This is a genomic window from Priestia sp. JV24, from assembly GCF_025910025.1.
In the GTDB taxonomy this organism is placed as follows: Bacteria; Bacillota; Bacilli; order Bacillales; family Bacillaceae_H; genus Priestia; species Priestia megaterium.
This window is the reverse complement of sequence record NZ_JAPCIN010000020.1, coordinates 560,530-574,092: the sequence shown is the minus strand read 5'-3', so window position 1 is coordinate 574,092 and position 13,563 is coordinate 560,530. Positions and strand designations below refer to the sequence as shown.

General features: G+C 37.2%; 11 protein-coding genes. 7 read left to right on the top strand and 4 right to left on the bottom strand.

All coding sequences use genetic code 11. The features are described from left to right. The first annotated feature begins 97 nt into the window (after positions 1-97). Together OK414_RS18210 and OK414_RS18205 are read left to right on the top strand one after the other, a co-directional pair. Positions 98-2,503, top strand: a complete 2,406-nt coding sequence (locus OK414_RS18210; protein ID WP_263045305.1) for a glycoside hydrolase family 31 protein — start codon at positions 98-100, stop codon at positions 2,501-2,503. Positions 2,504-2,972: 469 nt separating this feature from the next. After that, on the top strand, positions 2,973-4,235 hold the full coding sequence (locus OK414_RS18205; RefSeq protein WP_263045304.1) for a SulP family inorganic anion transporter: 1,263 nt from the start codon (positions 2,973-2,975) through the stop codon (positions 4,233-4,235). Between the two features lie 88 nt (positions 4,236-4,323). On the opposite strand, the gene OK414_RS18200 is transcribed toward OK414_RS18205, so the two are convergent. Both OK414_RS18200 and OK414_RS18195 read right to left on the bottom strand, forming a co-directional pair. Next, on the bottom strand, positions 4,324-5,268 hold the full coding sequence (locus OK414_RS18200) for a phosphotriesterase (protein WP_263045303.1): 945 nt from the start codon (positions 5,266-5,268) through the stop codon (positions 4,324-4,326). A gap of 220 nt (positions 5,269-5,488) precedes the next feature. Beyond that, the gene (locus OK414_RS18195; protein ID WP_263045302.1) at positions 5,489-6,001 is read right to left on the bottom strand and encodes a cytochrome c biogenesis protein CcdC; all 513 of its coding nucleotides are present in this window, start codon (positions 5,999-6,001) and stop codon (positions 5,489-5,491) included. 261 nt (positions 6,002-6,262) lie between these two features. On the opposite strand from OK414_RS18195, the gene OK414_RS18190 reads away from it, so the two are divergent. The 4 genes from OK414_RS18190 to OK414_RS18175 all read left to right on the top strand — a co-directional run bounded on the left by OK414_RS18190 (position 6,263) and on the right by OK414_RS18175 (position 9,090). Then, entirely contained in the window at positions 6,263-6,700 is a 438-nt protein-coding gene (locus tag OK414_RS18190) for a helix-turn-helix domain-containing protein (protein ID WP_095379098.1), read from the top strand. 242 nt (positions 6,701-6,942) lie between these two features. Further along, a complete protein-coding gene (locus tag OK414_RS18185; protein ID WP_263045301.1) occupies positions 6,943-7,638 on the top strand; it encodes a CPBP family intramembrane glutamic endopeptidase in 696 nt (231 codons plus the stop codon). Positions 7,639-8,108: 470 nt separating this feature from the next. After that, positions 8,109-8,885, top strand: coding sequence for an SDR family NAD(P)-dependent oxidoreductase (locus OK414_RS18180; RefSeq protein WP_263045300.1), 777 nt, complete (start codon positions 8,109-8,111; stop codon positions 8,883-8,885). Next, positions 8,866-9,090 carry a hypothetical protein gene (locus OK414_RS18175; protein ID WP_264363542.1) on the top strand — a complete coding sequence of 75 codons (225 nt, stop codon included), beginning with the start codon at positions 8,866-8,868 and terminating at the stop codon, positions 9,088-9,090. The genes OK414_RS18180 and OK414_RS18175 overlap by 20 nt, the downstream gene beginning before the upstream one ends. 122 nt (positions 9,091-9,212) lie before the next feature. Here the strand turns inward: OK414_RS18175 and OK414_RS18170 are convergent, their stop codons facing one another. Beyond that, entirely contained in the window at positions 9,213-10,742 is a 1,530-nt protein-coding gene (locus tag OK414_RS18170; protein WP_263045298.1) for an MDR family MFS transporter, read from the bottom strand. A 53-nt stretch (positions 10,743-10,795) separates the two neighbouring features. Further along, the gene (locus tag OK414_RS18165; RefSeq protein WP_016766587.1) at positions 10,796-11,467 is read right to left on the bottom strand and encodes a MarR family winged helix-turn-helix transcriptional regulator; all 672 of its coding nucleotides are present in this window, start codon (positions 11,465-11,467) and stop codon (positions 10,796-10,798) included. 516 nt (positions 11,468-11,983) lie between these two features. Between OK414_RS18165 and OK414_RS18160 the strand changes: the two genes are divergently transcribed. Continuing rightward, the gene (locus tag OK414_RS18160; RefSeq protein ID WP_263045368.1) at positions 11,984-13,198 is read left to right on the top strand and encodes a threonine synthase; all 1,215 of its coding nucleotides are present in this window, start codon (positions 11,984-11,986) and stop codon (positions 13,196-13,198) included. Positions 13,199-13,563 lie beyond the last annotated feature (365 nt).

Below are 13,563 nucleotides of genomic sequence, written 5' to 3'. Positions count from 1 at the left end.
TTTAATATGAGCTAGTAAAGACAATATTTATAAACTTTTATTAGGGAGCAGCTTGACATACTATTTTATAATACATGCACAGTTAAGGAGATGCGACATGAGTATTAAGGGAAATTATCAATTTACTTTCTTAAATGAAGCTAATAATGTTCTTCAATTTGAACTAGCAGAGAGTAACATATACGCGAAAATTATGGTACTTGAAACGGACATTATCAGGGTTTTGTTTACAAACGGTGAAGAGTTACAACTAGATAAAACTTGGAGCGTTGCACCAGGACAGACAGATGTTCCATTGGAGGGGCGCAAACGTTTGGATACAAGCGGTTTTTCACTACCAAGCTATGAATTTAGTAATAATAACGGTGAATGCACCGTAGAAACTTCAGCGTTAAAGCTTAATGTTGATTTAAATGGATTTAAGATTAGCTGGTTTTACCGTGAGGATTTTGGGTGGGTGAATTTTGCGAATGACCGAAAAACTCAGGCGTATAATCTTGATGGTTCACTTGGTGAGGGGATCGTTCATTATTTAAAGCGTGATTTAAATGAACAATATTTTGGATTAGGAGAAAAGACAGGATCAGTTGATAAACATGGAAAGCGCTATCGAATGCAAGCAATTGATGCAATGGGGTATGATGCAGAATATAGCGATCCTCTTTATAAACATATTCCTTTTTACATCACAAGGCATAGAGAAACAGGATTCTCATTTGGGGTCTTCTATGATAATTTGTCCAGTTCAATTTTCGAACTAGGTACGGAACTCGATAACTATCATGAGCTATACAGATACTATCAAGCTAAACAAGGTGATTTAGATTACTATATTATTGGAGGCCCAAAAGTTAAAGATGTTACTCGGAAATTTTCATGGTTAACTGGACAAACGATCTTTCCACCGAAGTGGAGCTTGGGGTATTCTGGATCGACAATGAGTTATACCGATGCTCCAGATGCACAAATGCAGTTAAACGAATTCTTAAAACTGTGTGAAAAAAATGATATCTTATGTGATTCATTCCAATTATCGTCGGGCTATACGTCAATTGAAGATAAGCGTTATGTATTTAATTGGAACCAATCAAAAATTCCTTCACCAAAAAAGATGGTAAACGATTTTCATGATAAGGGTTTACGTTTATGTGCAAATATTAAGCCCTGTTTATTAAAAGATCATCCTTTATTTAATGAGTTAAAAGAAAAAAAGATGTTTATAACAAATAGTCATAACGAAGAACCTGAAATGGCACAATTTTGGGATGAAATAGGTGCTTATTTAGATTTTACCAATAAAGAAACCTACGACTGGTGGAAAGGGCAAGTAAAAGAAAAGCTATTGGATTATGGAATTGACTCCACTTGGAATGATAATAATGAATTTGAAATCTGGAGTAAGGAAGCCAGCTGTCACGGTTTTGGGAGCAATAAAGAGTTTGAACTGATTCGTGCACTTCATCCACTGCTTATGATGAAGGCTTCCTATGAAGCACAGTTGGAACATAACCCTCAGTTGCGTCCTTATTTAATATCACGATCTGGCTCTGTGGGAATGCATCGTTATGTGCAAACATGGACAGGCGATAATCGCACCAGTTGGAAAACGTTAAAATTCAATATCAAGATGGGGATAGGGCTGAGTTTATCCGGTATTTATAATTTTGGACATGACGTAGGTGGATTTTCTGGCCCTGCTCCTGAACCTGAATTATTCGTAAGATGGATACAAAATGGAATTGTTCATCCGAGATTCACGATCCACTCTTGGAACGATGACACGACAGTTAATGAACCTTGGATGTATCCTGAAGTTCTAGACTCAATTAGAGAATTAATTAAATTTAGAACAAAAATAATTCCATATATTTATAGTGAGTTGCGCGAAACCTCTAATAGCTACCATCCTATTATAAGGCCTACTTTTTATGATTTTGAACATGATGAAACTACCTTTGAAGAAAATGACGACTTTATGCTAGGTGAGTCTCTGCTGGTTGCTTCCGTTGTTGAAAAAGGAAAAAAAGAGCGAGAAGTATATTTACCAAATAATCCTGGAGGATGGTACGATTTTCATCTTGGAACATGGTATGAAGGGGGCAAAAAGGTTGAAATTCCAGCACCCTTACACTATACGCCGTTATTAGCTAAGGCGGGAGCAATCATCCCGATTAATGAAGCAGAAGTAACTTTTTCAACGAAGAATATGGATGAAAGAGGATTTTTATTATTTCCTTGTAGAGGGAAAGGGAAATCTTCTTATAGCTTATACGAAGATGATGGGTTAACAAACGAATATTTGCACACATTTGCGTACATTCATGTTGATATGGAGACTACAGAAGATGAGATTCAAATAAACATTAACAAGGAAGGTTCTTATGAATTACCTTATAACCAGATTACGTTTCACCTTCCGGAAAAAGAGCAGCGCAAGCTAACTATCAATGGATTAGATCAAAATGTTGGAAAAGGAACATTTAGTTATAATCTGAGCTGTTAATAAATATAACCATTGACCCTATAGCTACTATAGGGTCTAGTTGTTTTTATTTCTACATTTATAGCGCAGTTGAGTAAAAAAATTTATTTACTAAAAGCGATAAGTATCAAAAATTGTATGCCTAGAAGACTCTGTTTCAAGTCTTTACCTAGGGTCTGCGTGAACAAAGACTTCATTATTCCCTCAGTTTATAGCTCTTAAAGTCTTATATGGGGAAAATCGTAACGGTTTTACCTAGCTCTATCTAAAAAATAACTAAAAGAATAAATAGCAATAATTTTTAAGAAAATTTTAATAACTTGCTAAGAAACTTCTAATTTCCTCTTTATTTTTTTGTAAGTTGTCTCCTTTAAAATAAAAGTAATCGAGTAGCCCACCTTATTTTGAGTGGTTGAAAGCTCAATAGGGTTGTATGACGAAAATACGAATGGGTAACCTCACTACTTAAAATGGAGGCTGATGTACACTTATGAATCTAGAGGTTTTTCGAAATTACTCCTTGCAGCATTTGAAGAAAGATATACTATCGGGTATTGTTGTTGGCATTATAGCTATACCTTTAGGGTTAGGATTTGCGATAGCTTCTGGAATATCGCCTGTTACAGGACTTTATACAACGATTGTAGCGGGCTTACTAATTGCTATTTTAGGTGGATGTAGGTTTCAAATCGCGGGACCTACCGGTGCATTTGTTCCTGTTTTATTAGGGATTGTGTTGCAATATGGCTATGAAAACTTATTAATTGCCGGCTTTATGTCTGGAATTCTCCTCATTATCTTTGCGCTATGTAAAATAGGAGCTTTAATCAAGTATTTTCCGCCCTCTATTATTATAGGATTTCAGTCGGGAATCGCGCTGATTATCTTTAGCGGACAGATACCAAACTTCCTTGGGTTGCACGCGATTGACAAATTTCAGTTTTTTCATTTGAATATAAAAGAGATCTTTGGTAATTTACACTTCATCAACATCTATAGTATCGCGACAGCAGGATTGTGCTTAGCTACGATTTTAATTGTTCTTTACTTTTCGCCTAAGTCGCTGGGAATGTCTTATTTACTCGGAATTATTGTATCAACGGGCTTGGCATCTTTTTTCTTTTCCAATCAGTTTGAAACCATTGGTTCTATTTACGGAGAGATACCTCGTCATTTTCCGGCGCCAGCGTTTCCAGATATAACAGTGGAGAGGGTGGTCACTCTTTTACCTTCTGCATTTGTCATTGCTATACTTGTAGGGTTACAATCTTTACTGACAGCTCGCGTTGCAGATGAAATGACAAAATCAAAGCACAGCAGCAAAAAAGAACTGATTGGCCAGGGAATCGTAAACATGGTAACGCCGATGTTTTCAGGTATTCCCGCAGCAGGAGAGATTGCAAGAACTGTTACCAATATTAAAAACGGTGCTTCCTCTCCAATTGCAGGAATCACGCATGCTATCTTTGTGTTGATTGTGCTGCTAGTGCTCGCTCCGTACGCTTCATACGTAGCGCTTGCCAGTCTCGCTCCAGTTTTGATGGTCGTAGCGTGGAATATAAGTAAAAAAGAACAGTTCTCAAAGGTGGTAAAAGAAAAATCATTTCATTCATTGGTTTTACTTACGACATTTTCATTAACGGTGTTTACAAACCTGACAATTGGAATCGCCGTTGGATTATGCCTGTCGGGTGCACACTTTATGGTGAAAAAGAGTCAAGAAAAACAAAAGCTATTAAGAAAAACTGGTTAATATAAGCATATAAAATAATACGCGTAAAAACCCCCACGGTCGGCTTAGACAGTGGGGGTTTTAGTAGTAATGAAAAAGAATATCCCAATTACTTTCCTTCAAACCAGCAGCGGGCGTTATCAAAAAGCATATGCTGAATCTGCTGTTCGGTTACGCCTTTTCTTTTTAATTCCGGCACGACTTCTTCTAACACAAAGCTCATTGACCATTTTGGAAAACGTTCTTCAATTACGCCTTCTGGAAACCAGTCCATTGTACAGCAGTAATCTTGTGATAGAAACATGCGGTTTGAGTATCCTTGTTTGGCTAACTCAATGACCGTGTTATTTCTATTTACAGTTGAACATTCTCTTGTCAAACCGTAGCGGTCCATTCCGATAAAAGCTCCTTGTTTTAAGATGTTTGAAATATATTCAAGGTTATCCGTATCCCCCGTATGTCCAATCAGAATTTGATTTGGATTAGCACCTTCTTCAAGTAAGATATCAAGCTGCTTTAAGCCTGTGCCGCTTGCCGGATGTGAATGGGTCATAATCGGCACGCCCGTTTTTTTATGAGCGCGTGCGACGGCACGCATTACTTTTTCTACATCGGCCGTTACGCCAGGTGCATCTGTAGCGCATTTTAGAAAGCCTGCTTTAATCGACGTGTTTTGAATGCCGACTTCGATATCTCGAACAAACAGGTCCGCCATGTAATCAATGCTACGAGTTTGAAAATGGGTAGGGATGTAGTTATACGTATAAATTCCTGTAGCTGCGATGATTTGAGTGTCCGTTTCACGGGCAATTCGCTCAATAAAACGAATATCGCGTCCTTGTTCCATCACCGTAGGATCACAGATTGTTTTAACTCCGAGCTTCTTTGCACGATTTACTTGTTCTACTGCTTTTGCGATTTCTTGTTTCTCATTATATAAATGAGAAAACTGTGCGTGAATAGATTCAGAACGAACGCGCATATGCTCATGGATTAACGTTAGCCCTAGTTCTGACGCGTTGACTGGGCCTGTTACAGAATTGATAAATGTCATAGTATGATTCCTTTCATAATCTACCTGTAAATTAAAAAGCGGGTGACCAGGTACATTTTTAATTTAATCTGTTTTATTTTTATATATAGACTACCGTTATAAAAAACACATATTGCGTTATACAACATATTTATTGTCTTACACAACAGGCGGGCCTTTTACTCCCTATGACAAAAAATCCTTCTTTCCAAGCAGAAAGAAGGACCATTCGTATTGATGATTACCCAGCATTTACGCTGTAATTATCATCGTTTAATTTACGGAATTTTAGATAGCTGCCAACTCTCCAAATGACAATATATATAAAAGCTAGCGTCATCGTTAAGACCGCGAAGTCTATCGAATCTAACCCTTTAAAGTACTGGCTCAAAGCCATTCTTATGAAGATAATAGCAATAATCACATATTTAAAATTCTTATTTGGCTTTGAATAAATAAAGCCGTCTTCTCTTACTTCATAGTCTGTTTGGCTAAGCATAATGAGCCCGAATATAACACCTAATACACCAGCAATCATCATTTCCCAGTAGGGTGGTAAGTGAAAGGGCTGGCCCGGTATGTGCGTCAGCTGACTTAGACTAAGAGAAAATGCAATTAATATGAACAAAATAGGAGCTAATATACCAAGTCCATTCCTTTTAATGGGTTTATGTCTCTTTTTAACCCTTCTCCAAATAATGAATCCAATAAGAGCGATAACCAACATATAAATAAATGGCATTTCCATCGTCATGTTTCCTCCTTTTTTATGTGGATGTTCGTACAATCCACTATTTAGTATAAACAATAAAAGGATGGAGATAAAAGTGCATTCTTTCATTTTTACACATGAGAATTCTCACTATTTTTCATTACTGTCGTTTTAGGTTTTGGTATACGCCTTATTAACTGTTTCTTTCTTTTTTACCACAATATGTTAGAATTGTAGAAGACGAGAAAACGTAGTGCAAGCAAATTTTGTTTACACGCTGCTATAGTCATAGAGGTGAATGAATTGAGGTTAGGAAATCAGTTGCAAAAACTAAGAGAAGAACAAAAGATGTCTCAAGAAGAGGTTGCTAAGCAAGTAGGGGTATCTGTACAAAACATACATAAGTGGGAAAATAATCAGGGCTATCCCGAAATTCAGCATCTTTTAAAGTTAGGGGACATCTATGGAACAACCATTGATGAATTTATTAAAAGTGATGCTGCATTACAAAGCAGAATAAATATTCGGGAAGAAGAAAAAGAAGACGACGATGAACTGCTTCACCCAGGTTTTTATATCGGAATAGGCATCATGTTTCTTGGTACTTTACTTAGCCTGATTATCGGCAATCTTACAATCACGATGGTGACCAACATCGCTGGAATGCTAATTGCTTGTTTTTATAAAGGTATCTTAAAACTTTTGCGAGATATCAAAAAGGATTTTTACGAACAAGGATAAAAGAGCAAGCTGCGTAAGCCATCCGATGAAATAGTAGAAAAATAATGAGGTGTACCAGGTGAAAGAGTTAAATTTAAATTTTATGACCATATCTTTTTTATGTTTAGTAAGCTATTGCTTATTTCGAGTGGGAGCATACGCTTTAGCCAGTAGGTATATAGACAAAACGTCTGAAGGAAGTGTTTCCAATTGGGCGCTTAGTGTGCTTGTTAGAGGCGGTAAAAAAATGGAGTTCAGTGATTATGTCACGTGGGCAGGGTTTTGTGGTAAACGGTGCATACGTGAGCATGACGCATCCTACTACACATTATCTTCAGTTTTTAGGAATCGTCCCTTTGGCGATTGGAATAGCATTTTATCTAACAAAAACAAAAAAGTGGCCGCATTTTTTCTCCTTTCAACAAAACATGTCGTTTAAAACGAGAATCCTGTTTCTTTCTCCGCTTCTTTTATATTTGCTTATTATCCTCATTGGGAAAGGTGTACACGGAAGTTCCATTGTTGATCTTGTTCTTATTTTGCTTACCCAAACTCTAGTCATAGCATTTATAGAAGAGATGGTATTTAGAGGATTTATCCTTAATCTGCTGTTAGCAAAAAGCTATAAAGTGGCGGTTCTTCTATCATCGTTTTTATTTGCCTTTACGCACAGTTTGAATATGCTAAGCGGTCAATCGGTAGCAAATACAATTTTTCAAATTCTATTTGCATTTGTTATTGGGTTGGTACTGGCTTTGCTGATCGTTAACGGTCAATCGATTGGAGTGACGATTGTATTTCACGGCTTAAATAATCTTCTCCAGTTTACAAGCCCTGTTGAAGCTAACGATTCTTTACTTATTAATTACACGCTGCTTTTATTTTTAAGCGGATATGCACTCTATTTATGGAACCGAAAATCTACTTTATCTGTTTCTCATCACCAAGTTAGTGGCTAATTAAAAGAGGCTGTGACAAAAGTAGTCCAGTTGAAGGTGAATCCGAACAAGGAATGGAGATTCTCCATCAAGAATCTCCATTCCTTGTTCGGATTTTTTGTTGTTGTGATGGACGTAGGTTTCGTTTATGTGGGTAGTTGCTTCTAGTGATTGAGGGGCAAGGCGAAGACTCCCGCGGGAAAAGCGAAATAGGTGAGACCCCGCAGGAACGTAAGTGACCAGGAGGCTCACCGGCGGCCCGCGAAAAGCGAAGCCTTGCACGGAAATCAACAGCGGTGTAGCAAGTGACCTATACTAGCTCCTTTCTCCAATTTGCTCGCTTTTAGATTGAATTGCTTTAGTTGTGGTCTCACTCTCTTTTTAGAGTTCCGAAGCAGGTATTAATCTACCCAAAGCTGAATAACTCTTATGGCTAATGCTGCTAAATTTAATTTGTTGTGATCTTATTAAACGCAAAAGGGGAGAACTATATGTTTGAAGAAAAAGTAGGGATCATTACGGGTGGAACGTCGGGTATTGGTTTAGCAACAGCGGAATTACTCGCAAAAGAGGGCATGCATGTTGTGATCGCTTCTAGAAATAGTGAAAAAGGAGAAGAAGCTCTTTCTAGATTAAGAAAGTGGTCTCCTCGATCTATTTTCATCAAAACCGATGTAACGAATAGTCAAGATGTTAAAAACCTTGTTAGCCAAACATACTCTACATTTGGAAAAATTGACGTGGGCTTTAATAATGCGGCTAACACGGAGGCAGCTTCTAATGCTACCCATGAATTCAAAGAAGAAGACTTTGACTATTTAATAAACGTTACGTTAAAAAGTGTATGGCTTTGTATGAAGTATCAGCTGCAGGTAATGACCAAACAAAACAGCGGTGTTATTGTGAATACATCGTCAATGGACGCGATTTTATGTTCAGCGGGGACTGGCGTATATGCCGCTGGGAAAAGCGGTGTGATTGCTTTAACGAAATCAGTTGCTCAAGAATATGGCCATCAAAATATAAGAATTAACTCTTTTTGCCCAGGTGCATTTCGTACGCCTATGTTAGAAGAAAGATTTTCAAATCTATCTTCAGAGGAAAAAGCAAAGCTCAATGAATCCTATCAAAAGCTAAACGCGCTGGGCAGAATTGGTGATCCGATTGAAGCCGCAAAAGCAGTAAAATGGCTCCTTTCTGATGACGCATCTTTTGTTACGGGTCAAAACATTATTGTAGACGGTGGGATTGGATTTAGGTTTGAGTAAGAATAATGGAATAAAAAGATATTTAAGGGGATGCGAAGGTTTTGCAGGAGTTGCATTAATGATGTTATTGTTTCCTATTTTCTTTTTAATAGGACTCGTTACGCTTTTAACAGGAGTCTTTAAAAAAGAGAGTGTGAATAAATCTATTTTAAAAAAAGAAGGAACAATCAAGAGTACAATTGATGGTAATATAAATCCGAAATAACTAAGGTAAAACCTTTAATCTATTAATAAAAAAAGCCAATTCGATTTAAATTCGAATTGGCTTTTTCATTTTTGGAAACGACTGTTATGCAAATACACTTTTGACTACAGTATGAATCTCTTTTATTCCTCTTCTGGTTTTGAAGATAGCACTTCTTTTTTTAGAAAGAAGCATAAAACAAAGGCAATGATCGTAAGTACAAATGCGTAAGTATAGATATGCTGAAACGATTCAATAAATAAAACTTTGATTTTTATAAATAATTCTGGAGTAAGACCGTTTGGAATTCCTCCTGCTGCCAGGCTATTCATGTTATTTGCCATACTTTTAGGCAATTCATCGCCTAAACTGCTTAGATTTGACGTAAGTGTGGAAGATAATAGCGTCCCAAACATACTTACTCCGACAGTTGCGCCAATAGACTGAAACAATGGAACGGTTGCCAAGGCAATTCCTTTGTGTTCTTTTTCTACAGATTCTTGAACAATTAAGTTATCTCCACCGAACATAACGCCTAAACCAAGACCGGTGATAAAAAAGAAAATAATGACCTGCAGGGTAGTGGTACTAATATTTAATTTAGAAAATAAATAAAAGCCGATAACAGGCATAATGAAAGAAATCACAAACAATTCGCGGTACCGAACTTTTGTTAATAGAAACCCAGAAACGATTGAAGTTGCAACAGCACCTACCATCATGGGCAAGGTTAAATACCCAGATTCAGTAGGGGTAAGGCCTAATACGTTCTGTGCAAAGTAAGGGAAAGATGAGAATGATCCCATTAATCCACAGCCTACAGTAAAAACAAGCAGTGATAATACTAAAATATTACGATTTTTAAATAGATGCAGCGGTACGATAGGTTCAACCACTTTTGATTCTACCCAAATGAAAAATCCAATTAAAAGTACGCCTACACATAGTAGCGAAATGACGAACGGGGAGCTCCACGCATATCCTTCATTCTCGACTAAAACAGGCGTAATTAATAACGAAATGATTGCAGCTACTAGAAGAATAGCTCCTGCCCAATCAATTGTTACTTTTTTTCTTTCATGTACTTCTTTTAACCCACTTGCTAAAAAAATGACTGCTATTAATCCCACTGGAATATTCACGAAGAAAATCCAATGCCAGCTTGCTTGATCTACAAAAAAGCCTCCCATTAGCGGGCCTAAAAGCATAGGGATAAACATAACTGGTCCCATAAACGCTTGAACTTTTGCTCGTTGTTCAACAGGGAACAAATCACTCGAAATCGTCATGGCTAATGGCATGAGGCCACCCGCGCCAAGTCCTTGAATTCCTCTTCCAATTAAAAGCATAATCATTGAATGAGAAAGCCCGCATATAATGGAGCCTCCAATAAAGAAAGCCATAGAAGCGAAGTAGACTTTTTTTCGACTAAATAAATCGGCTAATTTTCCTAGTATAGGCATAAAAGCAGATAGAGCTAGCATATAGATGCCTGCAACCCAGCCATACATAGATAATCCGCCAAGATCACGTATAATCGTTGGCATGGCTGTATTTACAACTGTTTCATCAAGCTCAGAAAAAATAATTCCAATCATTAATCCAGTCATTACTAGTATTTTATTGTTTTTATTATTTAAAACTTGTTCTCCAACATTTGAGATGTTTTCCATATTGCGTTTCCTCTCGTGAAATTATTAGAAATGATCACTAAACAGCATGTGAATCATTTCTCGTTATTATCTCTATTAGTCTCTCGGGGATTTCGGTTTCTAAATCTCGGTGTTCTGAATTCAGCACCGTCTCCCCAAGGTCCGCGCCCAAAACTTCTTGGACCATGCTCTGGATCACCACCAAAAAATCTATGGTGAGGTCCAAATCCTCGTAGGTCATTATGGCGTCGGAATTCTTGATTTTCATCATGACCTTGTTTTAACATTTCTTCATCTAAATAAGTATTTAACTTTTGCATTAAATGTGAAAGAGTATCTTGCTCTTCTTCTGAAAGAACATCAAAGATGCCTGAGTTATTGTCTTGTTCCTCCGTAGCCTCGATAGCTTCTAGTCCCGCTTCTGTTAGCTCAACGGAAAGTACTCGCCGATCTTTCTCAGATGGCGTACGAACAATGTAACCTTTTCTTTCTAACTTACTAAGTAATTCACCTATTGACTGAGGTCTCATATCCAGTAAGTACGACAGCTCTTTTTGTGTAGTTTTAGGCTGCAATTTTAATAATTTTAATATCCGTCCTTGCCCCCGGTGCTGATCACCTAGTGCTCCAGCATCTCTTCGATTAACAAAGTAGTGTCGCTGGTATCTTGCCAGCTGTCTCTGGAATCTGAAAAATTGATCAATCAAATCTTGCTCGTGTAAATATTCGTTATCTCTTTCATTCACGATAAAAGCCTCCTTACTAATTTAACGCTGCACTTATCTATATGAAAAATTTTATCTTCTCAAAAAAGATAAGGTACCTTATCAAATAGTAAAGGTACCTTATTAAAATGTCAATATTTTATAAAAAAGATATTTTGACAAAGTTAAACATATGTATAAAAGCTGAATAGTTGAAGAAAGGTCTTGCTAAGTAAATTTTATTTTGAATAGCAGTAAACGTTTCTGTGGTGAAATTCGAAGAGCAGTTACTACTTCTTAAATGATTAATCCTATAACTAAAGTGCGAATTACATTTCTTTCCGCATTTTTATTTAAATTCACTGATGTTGACTTAAAAAAAAGTAATATAAACAAAGTGGAAAGAAGCATAAAGACCCTAATATAACAGGGGTTTTTATGCTTTTATTAATATTTAAAAAATTATGGGTAAATCATACCTTACTATTCTGATAAAAATAATATAAATTATAATGTATATAGGGTAGTATGTTTACAGAATTTAAAGGAGTGTGTATGATGCCGTTTAGTTATGTTTCTCACTTATATTGTCCTAAATGTAAAAAAGAATATAGTCCAAAAGAAAAACATCAATTATGTGAATGTGGCTCACCTTTATTAGTAGCGTATGATTTAGAGGGACTGAAAGACAATCTAAGTCCAGGAGATGTCCAAAGCAGAGAACCAAATCTATGGAGATATCATGAATTGCTTCCAGTAGAAGATCCTAAAAACGTCGTTTCCTTAGGAGAAGGGATGACTCCGCTTATAAAAATGCCTAAGCTAGGGAAAGAAATGGACATTCCAAACTTATATATGAAAGATGAAGGTATTATTCCAACGGGATCATTCAAAGCTAGAGGCGCCGCTGTAGGGGTGTCAAAAGCAAAAGAACTGGGCGTTGAACAGTTAGCGATGCCTACAAATGGCAATGCCGGAGCCGCTTGGTCGCTTTATTCGTCACGCGCTGACATAAAAGCAACCGTTGTGATGCCAAAAGATGCGCCTGTTATTACACGAAATGAGTGTGCTGTCGCTGGAGCTGACCTTTACTTAGTAGATGGACTCATTAGCGATGCGGGTAAAATTGTTGGTGAAGCTATTAAAGCCTGGGGTCTTTATGACGCTTCTACGCTTAAAGAGCCGTACCGAATTGAAGGTAAAAAAACAATGGGCCTGGAAATTGCTGAACAGTTTTCTTGGAATCTTCCTGATGTGATTTTATATCCAACAGGAGGAGGCGTTGGTTTAATCGGCATCTATAAAGCGTTAAATGAATTAAAAGAGCTTGGCTGGATTAAAGGTGACCTTCCTCGTTTAGTTGCGGTACAAGCTGAAAACTGCGCGCCTATTGTAAAAGCGTGGAATGAAAGAAAACAAGAATCTGAATTTTGGCCGGATTCTTCAACCATCGCCTTTGGTATCAACGTACCAAAGGCGATCGGAGACTTTCTTGTTTTAGAGGCCGTATACAATACAAATGGATGCGCGATTACGGTGGACGAAGATAAGATTGTGGAAGAACAAAAAAAGGTTGCGCAGCTTGAAGGTTCGTTCATTTGTCCTGAAGGTGCTGCTACATTCTTAGCTGCACGCCGCTTAAGAGAAGAAGGCTGGATTAAAGAAAACGAAACGGTTGTGGCTTTAAATACAGGGCTTGGAGTTAAATATCCAAACACGGTAGATATTGAAGTCCCTGTTTTAGAGCGAAATGGCAGCCTTACTAAAAAATAAAGCAAGTAAAAAAAATAGATCTTCTTCTAAGCGAAGGTCTATTTTTTATGTTAACGCAGATAAAACGTTTATCTAATGTAAAAAAATGTAATAAGCGTGAATCTTTATGTTCAAAACTATACGGGGGTATTTAGGTTTAAAGTTCGTCTTATGGGGTATCTAAGAGAAGAAAGAGAGTATCTTTCTATCCGGAAAAACAGCGTGGTGACGGAGTGGAGCTGGCATATTACGTAAGTTGAAGAATATGACAAAAGTAGCACTGTAAACCAGCTTGCTTTTACAGTAGAAAACTTACTTGAAGCCACGAACGATTATACGGAGAAAGGAGTTGAATTTTTATCCCTCGAACCCAGCCAACTCTTAAA

Excerpts from the sequence above, each read along its gene's own strand:
- OK414_RS18210 (WP_263045305.1), top strand. The coding sequence starts at position 98 with ATGAGTATTAAGGGAAATTATCAATTTACTTTCTTAAATGAAGCTAAT.
- OK414_RS18205 (WP_263045304.1), top strand. The coding sequence starts at position 2,973 with ATGAATCTAGAGGTTTTTCGAAATTACTCCTTGCAGCATTTGAAGAAA.
- OK414_RS18200 (WP_263045303.1), bottom strand. The coding sequence starts at position 5,268 with ATGACATTTATCAATTCTGTAACAGGCCCAGTCAACGCGTCAGAACTA.
- OK414_RS18195 (WP_263045302.1), bottom strand. The coding sequence starts at position 6,001 with ATGACGATGGAAATGCCATTTATTTATATGTTGGTTATCGCTCTTATT.
- OK414_RS18185 (WP_263045301.1), top strand. The coding sequence starts at position 6,943 with ATGTCACGTGGGCAGGGTTTTGTGGTAAACGGTGCATACGTGAGCATG.
- OK414_RS18180 (WP_263045300.1), top strand. The coding sequence starts at position 8,109 with ATGTTTGAAGAAAAAGTAGGGATCATTACGGGTGGAACGTCGGGTATT.
- OK414_RS18170 (WP_263045298.1), bottom strand. The coding sequence starts at position 10,742 with ATGGAAAACATCTCAAATGTTGGAGAACAAGTTTTAAATAATAAAAAC.
- OK414_RS18160 (WP_263045368.1), top strand. The coding sequence starts at position 11,984 with ATGCCGTTTAGTTATGTTTCTCACTTATATTGTCCTAAATGTAAAAAA.